We start from the raw sequence: 15,222 nt of genomic DNA, 5'->3' as shown, positions 1-15,222 counted from the left end.
CCCCGGGAGTATTTCCGGCAAGATGAAGCCGCGGGCGGTGTCAGTGCAGGATGAACTCGCCCACCATGTTGCGCCACTCGCCCGGCGCCACCAGCTTGCGATGGGTAAAGCGCACCGAATGCAGCGCGCCCTCTATCTCGCCCTGCCAGAATTCCACGAAGCCGAACAGGCGCGGGTGATCCGGCGCGGTGTCGTAATCCTGCCAGATGAAGGTATTGAGAACATGGGTGTAATCGGGCATCCGGTAGTAGAATTCGGCCGTGGTCAGCCCATAACCCTTGAGCAACATCTCGCATTCGCTCATCTGCATCGGGTGTTTCCTCCTTGATCCTGTTTTTTCTTCTTGTCCTCCGATGATGCCCAAATGATTTTGTTTTTCAATGAAAACAGTATGTTATCACCCTGCCGCGCTGGCTGCCAACGGGCTGTCGCGTCAGGCATTGCACCCAATATCCGCCGTCTGATATAGTTCGGACAACAATATATAGAGCACGCATGACAGGACGGGCCGCGACTTGAACGACACCCCACAACCCCCTGAAAATCCGGAAGAAATGCCGCCGGAGCGCCCCGCATACGACGGGCCGACGGTGTCGATCTCGGACGAGATGAAGACATCCTATCTCGATTACGCCATGTCGGTGATCGTCAGCCGCGCCATCCCCGATCTGCGCGACGGGCTGAAGCCGGTTCACCGGCGCATCCTTTATGCCATGCACGAGGGCGGCAGCACGCATGACAAGCCCTATCGCAAATCGGCCCGCGCCGTGGGCGATGTCATGGGTAAATACCACCCCCATGGCGACAGCGCGATCTATGACGCGCTGGTGCGCATGGCGCAGGATTTCTCGATGTCGCTGCCGCTTCTGGATGGGCAGGGGAATTTCGGTTCGATGGACGGCGATAACCCGGCCGCCATGCGCTATACGGAAGTGCGCATGGACAAGCCCGCGCAGGCGCTGCTGGCCGATATCGAGAAGGACACCGTCGACTATCAGGACAATTACGACGGCAAGGATCTGGAACCGTCGGTCCTGCCGGCGCGCTTTCCCAACATGCTGGTCAATGGCGCGGGCGGCATCGCCGTCGGCATGGCCACCAACATCCCGCCCCATAATCTGGGCGAGGTCTGCGACGCCACGCTGGCGCTGATCGACAATCCCGATCTCAGCTCCGAGGACCTGATCGAGTATATCCCCGGCCCCGATTTCCCGACCGGCGGGATCATGCTGGGCCGTTCGGGGGCGCGCAAGGCCTATCTCGAGGGGCGCGGCAGCGTCGTGATCCGCGCCAAGACCCGCGTCGAGGAGATCCGCAAGGACCGCTACGCCATCGTCATCGACGAGATCCCCTACCAGGTGAACAAGGCCGCGATGATCGAGAAGATCGCCGAGACCGTGCGCGAGAAACGGATCGAGGGGATCAGCCATGTGCAGGACGAATCCGACCGCCATGGCGTGCGCGTCGTGGTGGAACTCAAGCGCGACGCCACCGCCGAGGTGGTGCTCAATCAACTGTTCCGCTTCACCCCGATGCAGACCCATTTCGGCTGCAACATGCTGGCGCTCAATGGCGGCAAGCCCGAGCAGCTGACCCTGCGCCGCTTTCTGACCTCCTTCATCACCTTCCGCGAGGAGGTGGTCGCCCGGCGCACCGCCTTCGAGCTGCGCAAGGCACGCGACCGCAGCCATGTGCTTTGCGGTCTGGCCGTGGCGGTGTCTAATGTCGACGAGGTGGTGGCGACCATCCGCGGCTCCGCCGATGCCGCCGAAGCCCGCCAGAAGCTGATGACCCGGCGCTGGCCGGCGGGCGACATCCTCGAATTTATCGCCCTGATCGACGACCCCACGCACAAGGCCAACGAGGACGGCACCTATAACCTCTCGGAAACCCAGGCCCGCGCCATCCTCGAGCTGCGCCTCCAGCGCCTCACCCAGCTGGGTGTCAACGAAGTCACCGACGAGCTGCAGGACCTGGCCGGCAAGATCAAGGAATACCTCGCCATCCTCGCCAGCCGCGAACGCATCATGGCGATCATCGCCGAGGAACTGCGCGAGGTCCAAAGCCAGTTCGCCGTGCCCCGGCGCACCCAGATCGTCGACTGGTCCGGCGACATGGATGACGAGGACCTGATCGAGCGCGAGGACATGGTCGTGACCGTCACCCAGGGCGGCTATATCAAGCGCACCGCGCTGGCCGATTTCCGCGCCCAGAAACGCGGCGGCAAGGGCCTGTCGGGCATGCAGACCAAGGAAGAGGACGTGGTCACCACCCTCTTCGTGGCCAACACGCATACCCAGCTTCTGTTCTTCACCACCGACGGCATGGTCTACAAGCTCAAGACATGGCGCCTGCCCCAGGGCGGACGCACCTCCAAGGGCAAGGCCATCGTCAACATCCTGCCGATCCCGACAGGCGTCTCGATCGCCGCGATCATGCCGGTCGACCGCCCCGAGGAGGAATGGAACGACCTGCAGATCGTTTTCGCCACCACCGCGGGCGACGTGCGGCGCAACGCGCTCAGCGATTTCACCAACGTCAAGCGCAATGGCAAGATCGCCATGGACCTCCCCGAGGGGACCGAACTGGTGAATGCGCGCATCTGCGCCGAAGATGACGATGTCATGCTCGTGACCCGCTCGGGCCGCGCGATCCGCTTCCCGACCACCGAGGTGCGCGTCTTCAAGGGCCGCAAATCGACCGGCGTGCGCGGCATTCGCCTTCAGGGCGATGACCGCGTCGTGTCGATGTCTGTGATCCGCCATTTCGACGCCACCTCCGACGAGCGCGCCGCCTACCTCAAGATGCGTCGCGCGCTGGCCGGTGCGCCCGATGACGGCGACGAGGGCGACGCCCCCGCCGGAGACATCTCCGCTGAACGGTTCGATGAGATGCACAGCGCCGAAAACCTGATCCTAACCATCACCGTGCAGGGCGCGGGCAAGCTCAGCTCCAGCCACGACTACCCGGTGCGCGGGCGCGGCGGCATGGGCGTGCAGGCGATGGACAAGGCGATGCGCGCGGGCGCTCTGGTGGCCTCGTTCCCCGTGGAAGCCGACGATCAGATCATGCTCGCCACCTCGCGCGGACAGTCGATCCGCGTTCCCGTCAAGGGCATTTCCTTCCGCTCGCGCTCGGCGGGCGGCGTCAAGGTGTTCAACACCCGCAAGGGCGAGGAAGTGGTCAGCGTGGCCTGGATCGCCGAGAATGCCGACGAAGACGAGATCGACGCCGAAACCGGCGAAACCGCCGCGACAGGCGCCGCGCCCGAGGGTGACGCGCCCACAAGCGGTGATTGATCGCCCATAACGGGCATTGCCACGATTTTGCCCGGAATTTGCCCCGCAACTTCAGATTGCGGGGCAAATTCGGCCTCATTCCTCAGCGCAATGTGCACGTGTTACAGTTGAGTTACCGGTTTGCGAGTTCTCCCCAGGCAGGCGCCGGATCGTCCGGCTCCGCAAAAAAGAGCGCGGGACATGCAAGACAGCTGGCTGAATTTCACCGCTTTGACCATCATCCGTATCGTTGTCGGGACGTATTTCGTCGCCATCGCACTGGGCCTTGCGGCCGGAGTCGATCCGGGGGCGCTGTTCGTTCCGGTCCTTGGTCCCGCAACCGGTGATCTGGCGGGGACGGTGACGCTTTGTGCGTTGTCCCTCGTCGTCATGGCGGGTCTCGGCCTGCGGCTGTCCTCGGCCGGGCTTGCGCTCTTCGTCATCGGGTCCAGTGCGGCGCAGAACCTGCTCTTTCCTGCGTCCGCTGACATCCAGGGCTTCTGGCGGGATGCCGTCCTGGCCTCTGCGATCATGCCGGGGGCCTTGGCGTTGCAGCCCCGCGCCTCAGGCAGATCCGCCCGGGGCCGTCTGCGCCAGGGCGAAACCGTTCAGCCCCGGCGCATCGCCAGGGGCAAGCCCAGCAAACGCCTCGCCGCCGAGGAAGCCGCCGCCAAGCGCGCCGAACTGCGCCGCGCCGCGCAGGCCGCTCAGGCCGCCGAAGCCGCCGGGGCCGCTCGGTCCGACACCGCACAGGCCGATCTGCCCGCGCGTCCCAAGGCCGTCCTGACCCCGGTCTGATCCGCGTCAGACATCATTGGCGGTACTGCTCAGACCGATCACCGTGCCCAGAAGGCCAAGGATCGTGCGCGCGCCGTTGACCGGCGATTCGGTCGCCAGCAGCGTATCGCCCGGATTGATGCGGAACTTGCGCGCCGCGAACAGCCCGTCAGCGCCGGTCAGATCAATGGTAAACACCACCTGGCGCATATCCGGTCCGCTATCGCCCGGCCTCAGATCGCTTGCCTCATAATCGCGCAGGATCAGGATGCCGCGCGGATTGGCACGACCGGCATTCAACCCGCCCATGGCCGAGAGCACATCCATCGCGGTCATATGTTCGGTTTCGAAATGGATCCGCTCCTGACGCCCCGCCGCGCCAAGAACATTGAAGCTGCGCATGTCCTCGACGACCGTGATCTGATCACCGCCGCGCAAGCGCACATTCTGGCCGGGCGTTTCCAACAGATCCGTTGCCAACACCTCGAAACCCTGGCCGCCGCGATGCAGACGCACCAGCGGATTGCGCAGATCCGGGGCAATACCGCCAGCCTGGGCAATCACGCCCATCAGGCTTTCGTTGCGCCCATCAAGCGGATAACGCCCTGGCGTGCCGACACCGCCGACCAGATCGACCGAATTGTTGCGCCCCGCCAGAACCGAAAGCTGCACCTGCGCGGACGCAGAGATATCCTTGAGTTCCTTCTGAATCCTGTTGCGCGCCGCACTCTGGGTGAGGCCGCGCACAAGGACCTCGCCCACATAGGGCACGAAAACAGTGCCTTCCGGTGATACGGTCATTGTTGGAAGCGCCGTCATCTTGCTCCCGGCACCCGCCAGAAGCGAGTTCTCCTGCGATTCCCAAACCGCGAGTTCCAGCTTGTCACCGGGCTGGATCAGCGCGGAATCCGCGCCCCTCTGCGCGGCGAACCAGTTATAACCGCCCGACCAGCCGGTCACCGGCCATGACGCGAGATCTGCCACGCTCTCGCGTGTCACCCTGACCACCTGGAAACTGGGCGTTTCAACCGCGGCTTCGTTCAGAATTTCGGATTGCAGCGCCGCGCCGCGCGGCAGGCTGCACGCCGCCAGCAGCAACAGGCAGATGCCCTGCACAAACAAACGGCGAACGCGCCCCATACCAATCACCCCCACATTGTGACATGCATCTTCCATATCGCACTCAATCCTTGGTAGAAACCCGAAAATGATTTCTCCCCACTCAGTCGGTGCGCGTGCCTGGTTCCATTTCTCCCAACAGTCGGATTCTCGTGACCGGTGCGAACGGACAGGTCGGGCGGCTGGTGCTGCGCGCGCTCGTGGACATGGATGCGCCCCGCCCGGTCACCCTGTCGCGGCGGTCCGGTGCCGATATCGTCTGGACCCCCGATACCGGCCCCTGCCCGCCCATGCCCGATTGCGATGCCGTTCTGGCCCTCTGGGGCGTGACCTCGGGCGATGATGCCGCGCTTGCCCGCAATAGCGACCTGGCGCGTCAGGCGCGCCGCATCGCGCTTGCTGCGGGCGCGTCGCGGGTCATTCACCTGTCGTCGGCCGCCGTCTATGGGGCGGGGCTCGGGCTGCGCGAAAGCGACCCGGCGCGCCCCGTTTCGGCCTATGGCCGCGCCAAGCTGGCGATGGAGCGCACCATCGCGGCCTTTCCGCGCCGCGAGGGGCTTTGCCATTGCTGCCTGAGGGTCGCCAATGTTCTGGGGGCCGACAGCCTCACACCCGCGCTGGCCAGCGGCGCGCCGGTGGTGCTTGACCGCTTCGGCGATGGCCGCGGCCCCTTGCGCAGCTATGTATCGCCCGCTTCACTGGCGCGCGTGCTTCTGGCGCTCACCCGCCTGCCCGCATCCCGGCTGCCGCCGCTCCTGAACGTCGCCAGCGCCCCGGCCTTGCGCATGGAAACACTGGTGCGCGCGGCGGGGCGTGAGGTGGCATGGCGGCCCGCGCCCGATGGCGCGCTGGCGGCGGTGACGCTCGATGCATCCGCCCTGAACGCCCTGATGCCCGCCCTGCCACCCGATGGCGACGTGGTGGCGCTCGCAGGGTCTCAGCCATGACCCCGGGCAAGCGGATCATGGATATCGCGCTGGTGCTTGTGCTCTTCGTGCTTCTCCTGCCGGTGATCGCGCTCACCGCCCTGCTGGTGGCGCTCATCGACGGGCGCCCGGTGATCTACCGCTCCGAGCGGATGATGACGCCCTCGCGCGCCTTTTGTCTGTGGAAATTCCGCACCATGACCCCCGCGTGCGATGACAGCGGCGTCACCGGCGGCGACAAGGCCGCGCGGATCACACCGCTCGGGCGCATCCTGCGCCGCCACCGGCTCGATGAACTGCCCCAGCTTCTCAACATCCTGCGCGGCGACATGAGCTTCGTCGGCCCGCGCCCGCCGCTCTGCGCCTATGTGCGCCGCCACCCGGACCTTTACGCGCGCGTGCTGCGCCATCGCCCCGGCGTGACCGGCCTTGCGACCCTGCGCTATCACCGCACCGAGGAACGGCTGCTGGCCGCCTGCACCACGCCCCGCGAAACCGACCGCGTCTACAATACCCGCTGCATCCCCCGCAAAGCCCGGCTCGACCTCATCTGGGCCGCCAATCGCAGCCTCTGCTTCGATCTCTTGCTCATCATCGAAACCGCATGGCCCCGGCGCAAACGCCGCGATCACGCCGGGTAAAGCGCGCCGAACTTCACCTCGAGATAATCCAGCAGCGGCCCCGCCGCCGGCGCCTTGCCGCCACAGGCGCGCGCGATGGTCTCGCGCGGTGTCCGCAAACCGCCATGGCGTTGCACATTCTCACGCAGCCAACCCGTCGCCGCGCCGGGCTCGCCCTTCGCCAGATCATCGTCCAGCCCCGGCAGATCCGCGCGCATCGCCTCATGCAGGCAGCCGGCGTAAAGATTGCCCAGAGAGTAGGTCGGAAAATAGCCGAACAGCCCCACCGACCAATGCACATCCTGCAACACCCCCTCCGAGGCCCGCCCCACCGGATATCCGAAATCGGCCGCGAACCGCGCGTTCCAGGCATCCTCCAGGTCATCCACCTGCAAATCGCCCGCGATCAAGGCGCGCTCCAACTCGAAACGCAGCATCACATGCAGGTTATACTGCACCTCATCGGCCTCGGTGCGGATATGGCCGCGATGAAGCCGGTTCACCGTGGCATAGAACGAGTCCTCGTCGGCCACCCCGATATCGCCGAAAATGTCGCGCATGCGCCCGTAAAGGAAATGACAGAACGCCCGGCTGCGCCCCAGCTGATTTTCATAGATGCGGCTCTGGCTTTCATGCACGCCCATCGACACACCATGCCCCACCGGGCTCAGATGCCAGGCCTTGTCGATGCCCTGCTCGTAACAGGCATGGCCGACCTCATGGATGGTCGAATAGAGGCAGTTGAACGGATCATCATGGCTGATCCGCGTGGTGATGCGCGCATCGTCCCCGCCACCGGACGAAAACGGATGCACCGCCTTGTCGATCCGCCCGCGGCTGAAATCATAGCCGAAGCGCTCGGCCAGCTCGCGCGCCAGCCGCATCTGGCCATCCGCATCGAAGTCACCACAAAGCGGCGCGCGCTCGGGCGCGTCAAGCGCCCTTTGGCGCAACGCCACCAGCGCCGGGCGCATATCGTCGAACATGGCCTGCAAATCATCGGCCCGCGCGCCGGGCTCGAACCCGTCAAGCAGCGCGTCATAGGGATCGCCCCCCGCTGCCAGCGCCGCGCCCTCCTCGCGCTTGAGGCGCAAAACCTCGCGCAGCACCGGGGCGAAGGCGGCGAAATCATCCGCCGCGCGGGCCTCGGCCCAAACACCCTGCGCATGGCTCGTCAGCCGCGCCAGCGCCGCCGCCAGATCGCCGGGCACCCTGACGGCGCGCTCGTGATCATGGCGCAGCAGGCGCAACTGCGCCGCCCCACCCTCATCGGGCGCCTCGGCGCTGGCCAGCCACCCGGCCAGCCGCGGATCAGTGCGCCGCGCGTGCAACACGCTTTCCATCGCGCCAATCGCCTCGGATCGCTGCGCCGCCGCGCCGCGCGGCATCATGGTCTCCTGATCCCAGGACAAAAGCCCCGCCACCTGCGCCAGCGCCTCGGTCTCGCGCGTGAACGCCATCAGCTCGTCATATGCGCTCATGGTTTCAGCCCCGCACCGATTGCGCCAGCGGATAGGCGCTCAGGAACCGCGCCCGCAGGATCAGCACCCACAGGATCACCGCGACGAACTGATGGACAATCGCGACCTGCCAGGCCGCGATATAAAGCACCGTGGCAATCCCCAGCACCACCTGCGCCAGAAGCGCGATCATCGCCGCGCTGAAGGCCGCGCCGGTCGCCCGGTTGGCACTGCGCCGCCCCTTGATCCAGACCATCACGCCAAAGGCCAGCAGCGCATAACCCACCATCCGGTGAATGAACTGCACAAGCCCCGCGTTTTCAAACAGGTTGCGCCAGCCCAGATCGCCAGTCCATGGGTCTGGCGGCAACAGCCCACCCGCCATCAGCGGCCAATCTGTGAAACTGCGCCCCGCGTCGATCCCGGCGACCAGCGCGCCGATCAGGATCTGCAGAAAGGCGAAATGCAGCCAGCCCGTCGCCAGCCCGAACAGTTTGCGCTCACCCGCGCGACGCGCCTGCATCAGATCGCGCTCCTCGCGCCCCAGCAACATCACATACCAGGCGATGAACCCGAGGATCACGAAAGCAAGGCCAAGATGCGTGGCCAGACGATAGCTCGCCACGTCCAGCATCTCGCCCTCAAGACCCGAACGCACCATCCACCAGCCAATCGCCCCCTGCGCGCCGCCCAGTACACCCAGCCCGAACAGGCGCCCGGTCCAGCCTTTGGGAATCTTGAGAGTCACAAGGAAACCGAAGAAACCGACAGCCCAGACCAGCCCGATCACGCGGCCCAGCTGGCGATGGCCCCATTCCCACCAATAGATGCGCTTGAACTCGGACATGCTCATGCCCTTGTTCTGCAACTGGTATTCGGGGATCTGGCGGTATTTCTCCAGCTCCTCCTCCCAGACGGCCTCGCTCATCGGGGGCAACGCGCCGGTCACCGGTTTCCACTCGGTGATGCTCAGCCCGCTATCGGTCAGCCGCGTCAGGCCACCTACGGCGATCATCACCACCACCAGCGCGAACAGCATCATCAGCCAGGCGCGGACCGCGCGCCGCGACCCGCGCGGGCGCGCGTCGATCATGCCGCCTTTCGGTGCCACCTTCCCGGCCTCGCCCTCGCCCACATCCTCGAAAATGCTGCGCTTGCCACTCATCTCGTTTCCCCTGCCTGCTGACCGGACCAAAGGTTAGTGCGCCCCGCACCCCCCTTCAAGCGGCCTCAGTCGCCCCGTTCCTTCCAGCGGACCATCTGCCGCAGCACCCCGTGCAGCATCTGCACATCGGCCCGCGTCAGCGGCATCCGGCTCCACATGTTGCGCAGATTGGTGCGCATGCCCTGTGCCTTGTGCTCGGGGAAAAAGAACCCGGCCGCTTCAAGGCGTGTCTCGTAATGCTCGGCCAGCTTCTCGACCTCGACCTGCTCGGCCCAGTCGGCGCGGGCCATGTCCACCCGCTCGGGTTCTATCCCGCCCTGCGCGCGGCGCCATTCATAGCCGGTCAGCAGAACGCATTGCGCAAGGTTCAGGCTTGGAAACGCCGGATTCACCGGCACGTTGATGATCGCATTGGCCTTGGCCACGTCCTCGTTTTCCAGCCCCGCGCGTTCAGGGCCAAACAGCACGGCCACCTTTTCGCCCGCCGCGATCCGCTCGGCGGCCACCTGCATGGCGCGCTCGGGGCTCAGCACCGGTTTCGTCAGACCGCGCGCCCGCGCCGTGGTGGCCATCACGTAATGGCAATCCGCCACCGCCTCGGCCACGTCCCCCATCAACCTCGCCTCGTCCAGAACGCGCCCCGCGCCGCTGGCCATCGCCACCGCGCTCGAATTGGGCCAGCCGTCGCGCGGCGCCACCAGCCGCATCCGGTCCAGCCCGAAATTCCACATCGCACGCGCCGCCGCGCCGATATTCTCGCCCATCTGCGGGCGCACCAGCACGAAATCGGGCTGAGCTGTGTCGCTTGGCATCTGTGTCTCCTTGGGTCGCTGTCGCCTCTTAACCAGTTTCGGGCGGCGGCGACACCGGATTTGCACGCGCGCTTCTCTGGCGGTTCAGTACAAAACGAGTGGGTGAAATGTACGCAACGCATCGTGCGCCCCGTTAACCCGCCGGGTTCGCCGACAGAATACCGACGCGATACCGACGCGGTGCCGATGCGATACCGATGGCGGTTTTGGCTGTTAATCAGTGGCTTAGCGGTGATTCGCGTGGTCTTCGCACGACCCGCCCCCGTCGCCCTCGCTCCCCGGCACCGGATCATAGCCGCACCCGCCCCAGGGGTTGCATCGCAGGATGCGCTTCATAGCCAGCCACCCGCCCTTGATCGCGCCGTGATGCTCCAGCGCGTCCAGCGCATATTGGCTGCAGGTGGGCTGGAACCGGCAGCCATGCCCGACCCAGGGCGACAGGATCAGCCGATAGGCCTTGACGGGCCATGAGAGAACATGCGCCAGCGGGCTCATTTTCTTGTTCCGTGGATTGAACTTAGCGCCTTTCGCAGGTCGGATTTCAGCGCCTCGAAGGGGCGCGCGGCAGTGGTGCTGGCGCGCCCGATCAGCACGTAATCCCAGCCCGGCCTGCCCAGTTCCGGCAGGACCGCGCGCGCCGCCTCGCGCAGCCGCCGCTTGGCCCGGTTGCGCGCCACGGCATTGCCGACCTTCTTGGAACAGGTGAAACCGACCCGGATCGCCGGGTCACCGTCGCGCCGCTCGCGCCCCTGCACCACCATCGACGCGGTCGCCTGTCGCAAGGCTTGCGCCGCGCGCAGGAAATCCGGGCGGTCCTTAAGTGTCTGAAGACAAACGGAAACCGCCGGGGGCTTTGTCCCCGCATTGCTGCTGGGGGCCTCCGGCGGCATCATGTCCGTAGTCCTGTTTCTGCTGCGCCGAAGCTCAGGCGCTCAGCGACTTGCGGCCGCGCGCACGACGCGCGTTCAGGATCTTGCGGCCGGCCTTGGTGGCCATGCGTGCGCGGAACCCGTGGCGGCGCTTGCGAACCAGGTTCGAGGGTTGGTAGGTGCGTTTCATCGCTCCGTCTCCGGTCTTTGCGGGGCGGCACCGCCATCAGAATCGCGGTCATGCCCTGAATATGTTCGAGGCCCGGTCTATAGTGGCCCCTTCAGCGCAAGTCAAACCCGCCCCGCGCCTTTTGCAACAAAAACCTTCCCCCGGTGCTTAAACCTGTCACAAACCCCATAAAACTGGCCCGATCCCATCACCCCGCATCACCCCCGCGTGAGCCCTATAGCCAAAGCTCTCCAACCTGCGCATGTTCGGTTCTGACACGATCAGGAGCCCATGTCGCCATGAAGGATATCACCCGTCCCCTCAAGTCCGGCCTCTGGCGTCATGCGCCACTTGCCGCGATCCTGCTTGTCGCCCTGGCCGGCTCCTTCCTGCTCGGCGACCGCCTGACCTTCGACACGCTGCAAACCAACCGCGAGGCGCTGCTCGCCTTTCGTGATGCCAACTTCGCCGGGCTCGTGGCCCTGTTCCTTGGCGGCTATATCCTGATCGTCGCCTTCTCGCTGCCCGGCGCGGCGGTGGCATCGGTGACCGGCGGCTTCCTCTTCGGTCTTTGGCTTGGCACCGCGCTCAACGTGCTGGCGGCCTCGATCGGGGCGATCGCCATCTTCTGGGCCGCGCGCCTCGGCCTTGGGCGGGTCCTGAGCGCGCGGATCGAGACATCCGAGGGCACGTTGAAAAACATCAAGAAAGGGCTGCACAACAATGAATTATCGGTGCTTTTTCTAATGCGGCTCGTGCCCGCCGTACCGTTCTTCGTGGCCAATCTTCTGCCTGCGCTGGTCGGGGTCCGTTTCGTCAACTTTGCCCTGACCACCGTGCTCGGGATCATCCCCGGCGCGCTGGTGTTCACCTGGATCGGCGTTGGTATCGGCGAAGTCTTCGACCGTGGTGAACGACCTGATCTGTCGCTCCTCTGGGAGCCGCAGGTGATCGGACCGATCCTCGGCCTATGCGCGCTCGCCGCGCTTCCCATCCTCATCAAAGCCCTTCGCGGCCGCAAGGACATCTGATCATGAGCGAACTCAAAACCGACCTTCTGGTCATCGGGGCGGGCTCTGGCGGTCTGTCGGTGGCCGCCGGTGCCGCGCAGATGGGGGCCGATGTCATCCTGCTTGAAGGGAACCGCATGGGGGGCGATTGCCTGAATTTCGGCTGCGTCCCCTCCAAGGCGCTGATCGCGGCGGGCAAGGCCGCCCACGCGCAGGCCAACGCCGCCATCTTCGGAATCAGCGATGTAACGCCCAAGGTCGACTACCCAGCCACCATGCAACATGTGCAGGACGTGATCGCTCAGATCGCACCGCATGACAGCCAGGAGCGGTTCGAATCCCTTGGGGTGCGGGTCATCCGCGAGCATGGCAGCTTCGTGTCGCCCCGTCAGGTGCAGGCGGGCGCGCACCTCATTACCGCCCGCCGGGTCGTGATCGCGACCGGCTCTTCGCCGCTGGTGCCACCGATTCCCGGCCTTGATTCAGTGCCTTACGAGACAAACGAAACCCTTTTCGAAAAGCGCGAACAACCCGGTCACCTGTTGATCGTCGGCGGCGGCCCCATCGGCATGGAGATGGCGCAGGCACAGCGCCGCCTTGGCGCCGGGGTCACCGTGATCGAGGGCGCCAAGGCCCTCGGGCGCGACGATCCCGAAACCGCTGCCGTCCTGCTTGATGCGTTGCGCGACGAAGGGATCGAGATCGCCGAAGACGCGCTCGCCAGCGAGATTCGCGGCAAACCCGGCGCGATCGAGATCGAAACCAGCGACGGTCGCCTGTTGAAGGGCACGCATCTTCTGATCGCGGCGGGGCGCAAACCCAATGTCGAGCGGCTGAACCTTCCCGCTGCCGGGATCGAGACGACAAAGGCCGGGATCAAGGTGGACGCCGCGCTCAAGACCACCAACGCCCGCGTCTATGCCATCGGCGATGTGGCGGGCGGGCTGCAATTCACCCATGTGGCGGGGTATCATGCCGGGATCGTCATACGCTCGGCCCTCTTCGGCCTGCCCGCCAAGGCCGGGACCACCCACATCCCATGGGTCACCTACACCGCCCCCGAGCTCGCTCAGGTCGGGCTGACCGAGGACGAGGCCAAACGCGCCCACGGCGAGAAACTCGAACTGGTTCGCTTCCCTTATGCCCAGAACGACCGCGCCATCGCCGAGCGCAAACCCCAAGGGCTGATCAAGGTGATGGTGGTTTCGGGCCGCCCTGTGGGCGTCTCCATCGTCGGGGCGCAGGCGGGCGAGTTGATCGGCCTCTGGGCCTTTGCCATGGCCAACCGGCTCAAGATGAAGCATGTGGCGAAGATGGTCGCGCCCTACCCGACGCTGGGTGAATTGAACAAGCGCGCAGCAGGGGCCTATTTCTCGCCAAAGCTGTTTGATAATCCTAAGGTCAAAAAGATCGTGGGGCTGGTACAACGCTGGATACCCTGAGAGGGGCGGACATAACGCATGCGGTTTCTGAAATCTCTTTCGGGACGCTTCCTGATCCTGACGATCGTGTTCGTCATGCTGGCCGAAGTGTTGATCTTCGTGCCCTCGATCGCGCGTTTCCGCGAAGATTTCCTGATGTCGCGCCTCGAACGCTCGCAGATCGCCTCGCTGGCGCTGCTGGCGAACGAGGACATCGCCCCCGAACTTCAGGACGAGCTGTTGGAGAATGCCGGCGTCTTCAACGTGGTGCTGCGGCGCAACGATGCGCGCCAGCTCGTGCTGTCCTCGCCGATTCCCGCACCGATCACCGCCACCTATGATCTGCGTAATGCCGGCCCGCTTGAGTTGATCCGCGATGCGATGAACCGCCTCGCCACCCCTGAACCCCAGGTGATCCGCGTCATCGGCGATCCCGTGCGCATGGCCGGTCTGCTGATCGAGGTGACGCTCGACACACGGGAACTGCGCGCCGCCATGATAGATTACGGCCTGCGCATCCTGATCCTGTCGGCGGTGATCTCGGGGGTCACGGCGCTGTTGCTGTTCCTTGCCGTGCGCAGCCTTCTGGTGAAACCCATCAAGCGGGTCGTCGGGCACATGCAATCCTACGCCGCCGCGCCCGAGGATGCGCGCCGGGTCATTTCGCCCTCGGCCGGCGTGACCGAACTGCGCGAAGCCGAAGAGACGCTGAAACTGATGCAGACCCAGTTGACCAGCGCGCTCAAGCAAAAGGATCGGCTGGCGCAACTCGGCGGCGGCGTCGCCAAGGTCAGCCATGACTTGCGCAATATCCTGACCTCGGCGCAGCTTTTCACTGATCGCCTTGAGCTGAGCGAGGATCCGACAGTCAAACGGATGGCCCCTAAACTGGTCAAGTCCATCACCCGCGCCGTGCATCTGTGCGAAGCGACCCTCGCCTATGGCCGCGCCGAGGAACCCGCCCCCACCCTCAGCCGCGTGCCGCTGGCCGATATCGTCAGCGACGTGATCGACAGCGAGCGCCTTTCGGTGGGCGATGGCGAGGTCAGTTTCTCCGAGGACATCCCCGCCGCCCTGGTGATCCGCGCCGATGCCGAACAGCTTCACCGGGTCATTTCCAACCTTGTGCGCAATGCGCGCCAGGCCATCGTGACCACCGGCAAACCCGGCGAGATCAACGTCGCCGCGACCGAGACAGACGACGAGTGGATCATCACAGTTACCGATACCGGCCCCGGCCTGCCTGCCAAGGCGCGCGAGTATCTTTTCCAGCCCTTCCAGGGCCGCGCGGCCAAGGGCGGCAGCGGTCTCGGCCTCAATATCGCCGCCGAACTGGTGCGCGGCCATGGCGGCGAGTTGACGCTTGAGCGCAGCGACGCGACCGGCACCGCCTTTCGTATCACGCTCCCGCGCGGCGGCGTCGAAATGGGCTGAGTTTTTCTGCTCTGACCCCTTGCATTGCCCGACAGCAAAGTCTAAATCCCGCCCTCACGGACCGATAGCTCAGCTGGATAGAGTACCTGACTACGAATCAGGGGGTCGGGGGTTCGAATCCTCCTCGGTCCGCCACTTCCCCCCTCCTTGAATTTCATGACC

The 15,222-nt window shown here is 65.3% G+C and carries 15 protein-coding genes and 1 tRNA gene; 8 read left to right on the top strand and 8 right to left on the bottom strand.

The genetic code is table 11. The features are described 5' to 3' along the window. Window positions 1–40: 40 nt before the first annotated feature. Window positions 41–310: an usg protein gene (locus N5A93_RS01580; protein WP_268953294.1), complete on the bottom strand. Its 270-nt coding sequence runs from the start codon at window positions 308–310 to the stop codon at window positions 41–43. Window positions 311–554: 244 nt separating this feature from the next. Between N5A93_RS01580 and gyrA the strand changes: the two genes are divergently transcribed. Beyond that, the gene (gene gyrA, locus N5A93_RS01575) at window positions 555–3,299 is read left to right on the top strand and encodes a DNA gyrase subunit A (protein ID WP_268953293.1); all 2,745 of its coding nucleotides are present in this window, start codon (window positions 555–557) and stop codon (window positions 3,297–3,299) included. A gap of 180 nt (window positions 3,300–3,479) precedes the next feature. Further along, window positions 3,480–4,076, top strand: coding sequence for a hypothetical protein (locus N5A93_RS01570; protein ID WP_268953292.1), 597 nt, complete (start codon window positions 3,480–3,482; stop codon window positions 4,074–4,076). 6 nt (window positions 4,077–4,082) lie between these two features. Here the strand turns inward: N5A93_RS01570 and N5A93_RS01565 are convergent, their stop codons facing one another. Then, window positions 4,083–5,195 (bottom strand): polysaccharide biosynthesis/export family protein, encoded by a 1,113-nt coding sequence (locus N5A93_RS01565; protein ID WP_268953291.1) that lies wholly within the window; start codon window positions 5,193–5,195, stop codon window positions 4,083–4,085. 131 nt (window positions 5,196–5,326) lie between these two features. Between N5A93_RS01565 and N5A93_RS01560 the strand changes: the two genes are divergently transcribed. Together N5A93_RS01560 and N5A93_RS01555 are read left to right on the top strand one after the other, a co-directional pair. After that, a complete protein-coding gene (locus N5A93_RS01560; RefSeq protein ID WP_268953290.1) occupies window positions 5,327–6,121 on the top strand; it encodes an NAD-dependent epimerase/dehydratase family protein in 795 nt (264 codons plus the stop codon). Next, window positions 6,118–6,741, top strand: a complete 624-nt coding sequence (locus N5A93_RS01555) for a sugar transferase (protein ID WP_268953289.1) — start codon at window positions 6,118–6,120, stop codon at window positions 6,739–6,741. Before N5A93_RS01560 ends, N5A93_RS01555 begins: the two co-directional genes overlap by 4 nt. Here N5A93_RS01555 and N5A93_RS01550 read toward each other — a convergent pair. The 6 genes from N5A93_RS01550 to rpmH form a co-directional block, all read right to left on the bottom strand. Next, a complete protein-coding gene (locus N5A93_RS01550) occupies window positions 6,729–8,201 on the bottom strand; it encodes a carboxypeptidase M32 (protein ID WP_268953288.1) in 1,473 nt (490 codons plus the stop codon). The genes N5A93_RS01555 and N5A93_RS01550 overlap by 13 nt on opposite strands. 4 nt (window positions 8,202–8,205) lie before the next feature. Further along, the gene (ctaA, locus tag N5A93_RS01545) at window positions 8,206–9,345 is read right to left on the bottom strand and encodes a heme A synthase (protein WP_268953287.1); all 1,140 of its coding nucleotides are present in this window, start codon (window positions 9,343–9,345) and stop codon (window positions 8,206–8,208) included. 65 nt (window positions 9,346–9,410) lie between these two features. Beyond that, window positions 9,411–10,157: an RNA methyltransferase gene (locus N5A93_RS01540; RefSeq protein ID WP_268953286.1), complete on the bottom strand. Its 747-nt coding sequence runs from the start codon at window positions 10,155–10,157 to the stop codon at window positions 9,411–9,413. 225 nt (window positions 10,158–10,382) lie between these two features. Beyond that, window positions 10,383–10,652, bottom strand: coding sequence for a membrane protein insertion efficiency factor YidD (gene yidD / locus N5A93_RS01535; protein ID WP_268953285.1), 270 nt, complete (start codon window positions 10,650–10,652; stop codon window positions 10,383–10,385). Next, window positions 10,649–11,050 carry a ribonuclease P protein component gene (gene rnpA / locus N5A93_RS01530; RefSeq protein ID WP_268953284.1) on the bottom strand — a complete coding sequence of 134 codons (402 nt, stop codon included), beginning with the start codon at window positions 11,048–11,050 and terminating at the stop codon, window positions 10,649–10,651. Before rnpA ends, yidD begins: the two co-directional genes overlap by 4 nt. A 31-nt stretch (window positions 11,051–11,081) precedes the next feature. Next, entirely contained in the window at window positions 11,082–11,216 is a 135-nt protein-coding gene (gene rpmH / locus N5A93_RS01525; RefSeq protein WP_005980833.1) for a 50S ribosomal protein L34, read from the bottom strand. 278 nt (window positions 11,217–11,494) lie between these two features. On the opposite strand from rpmH, the gene N5A93_RS01520 reads away from it, so the two are divergent. The 4 genes from N5A93_RS01520 to N5A93_RS01505 all read left to right on the top strand — a co-directional run bounded on the left by N5A93_RS01520 (window position 11,495) and on the right by N5A93_RS01505 (window position 15,195). After that, the gene (locus N5A93_RS01520; protein ID WP_268953283.1) at window positions 11,495–12,226 is read left to right on the top strand and encodes a TVP38/TMEM64 family protein; all 732 of its coding nucleotides are present in this window, start codon (window positions 11,495–11,497) and stop codon (window positions 12,224–12,226) included. A gap of 2 nt (window positions 12,227–12,228) precedes the next feature. Next, window positions 12,229–13,647 (top strand): dihydrolipoyl dehydrogenase family protein, encoded by a 1,419-nt coding sequence (locus N5A93_RS01515; protein ID WP_268953282.1) that lies wholly within the window; start codon window positions 12,229–12,231, stop codon window positions 13,645–13,647. 18 nt (window positions 13,648–13,665) lie between these two features. Next, complete coding sequence (locus N5A93_RS01510; RefSeq protein WP_268953281.1) at window positions 13,666–15,060, top strand: sensor histidine kinase; 1,395 nt, start codon at window positions 13,666–13,668, stop codon at window positions 15,058–15,060. Between the two features lie 58 nt (window positions 15,061–15,118). Next, window positions 15,119–15,195 (top strand) — tRNA-Arg (locus N5A93_RS01505). The last annotated feature ends 27 nt before the right edge of the window (window positions 15,196–15,222 follow it).

It is taken from the genome of Roseovarius salincola (assembly GCF_026891095.1).
Lineage (GTDB): Bacteria > Pseudomonadota > Alphaproteobacteria > Rhodobacterales > Rhodobacteraceae > Roseovarius > Roseovarius salincola.
This window is presented reverse-complemented; position numbering and strand designations above follow the sequence as displayed.

Bases quoted from the DNA above. Each gene is read 5' to 3' on its own strand.
- N5A93_RS01520 (WP_268953283.1), top strand. From the start codon at position 11,495: ATGAAGGATATCACCCGTCCCCTCAAGTCCGGCCTCTGGCGTCATGCG.
- N5A93_RS01510 (WP_268953281.1), top strand. From the start codon at position 13,666: ATGCGGTTTCTGAAATCTCTTTCGGGACGCTTCCTGATCCTGACGATC.
- gyrA (WP_268953293.1), top strand. From the start codon at position 555: ATGCCGCCGGAGCGCCCCGCATACGACGGGCCGACGGTGTCGATCTCG.
- rnpA (WP_268953284.1), bottom strand. From the start codon at position 11,050: ATGATGCCGCCGGAGGCCCCCAGCAGCAATGCGGGGACAAAGCCCCCG.
- N5A93_RS01555 (WP_268953289.1), top strand. From the start codon at position 6,118: ATGACCCCGGGCAAGCGGATCATGGATATCGCGCTGGTGCTTGTGCTC.
- N5A93_RS01570 (WP_268953292.1), top strand. From the start codon at position 3,480: ATGCAAGACAGCTGGCTGAATTTCACCGCTTTGACCATCATCCGTATC.
- N5A93_RS01565 (WP_268953291.1), bottom strand. From the start codon at position 5,195: ATGGGGCGCGTTCGCCGTTTGTTTGTGCAGGGCATCTGCCTGTTGCTG.
- N5A93_RS01550 (WP_268953288.1), bottom strand. From the start codon at position 8,201: ATGAGCGCATATGACGAGCTGATGGCGTTCACGCGCGAGACCGAGGCG.
- N5A93_RS01515 (WP_268953282.1), top strand. From the start codon at position 12,229: ATGAGCGAACTCAAAACCGACCTTCTGGTCATCGGGGCGGGCTCTGGC.
- N5A93_RS01580 (WP_268953294.1), bottom strand. From the start codon at position 310: ATGCAGATGAGCGAATGCGAGATGTTGCTCAAGGGTTATGGGCTGACC.
- yidD (WP_268953285.1), bottom strand. From the start codon at position 10,652: ATGAGCCCGCTGGCGCATGTTCTCTCATGGCCCGTCAAGGCCTATCGG.
- N5A93_RS01540 (WP_268953286.1), bottom strand. From the start codon at position 10,157: ATGCCAAGCGACACAGCTCAGCCCGATTTCGTGCTGGTGCGCCCGCAG.
- ctaA (WP_268953287.1), bottom strand. From the start codon at position 9,345: ATGAGTGGCAAGCGCAGCATTTTCGAGGATGTGGGCGAGGGCGAGGCC.
- rpmH (WP_005980833.1), bottom strand. From the start codon at position 11,216: ATGAAACGCACCTACCAACCCTCGAACCTGGTTCGCAAGCGCCGCCAC.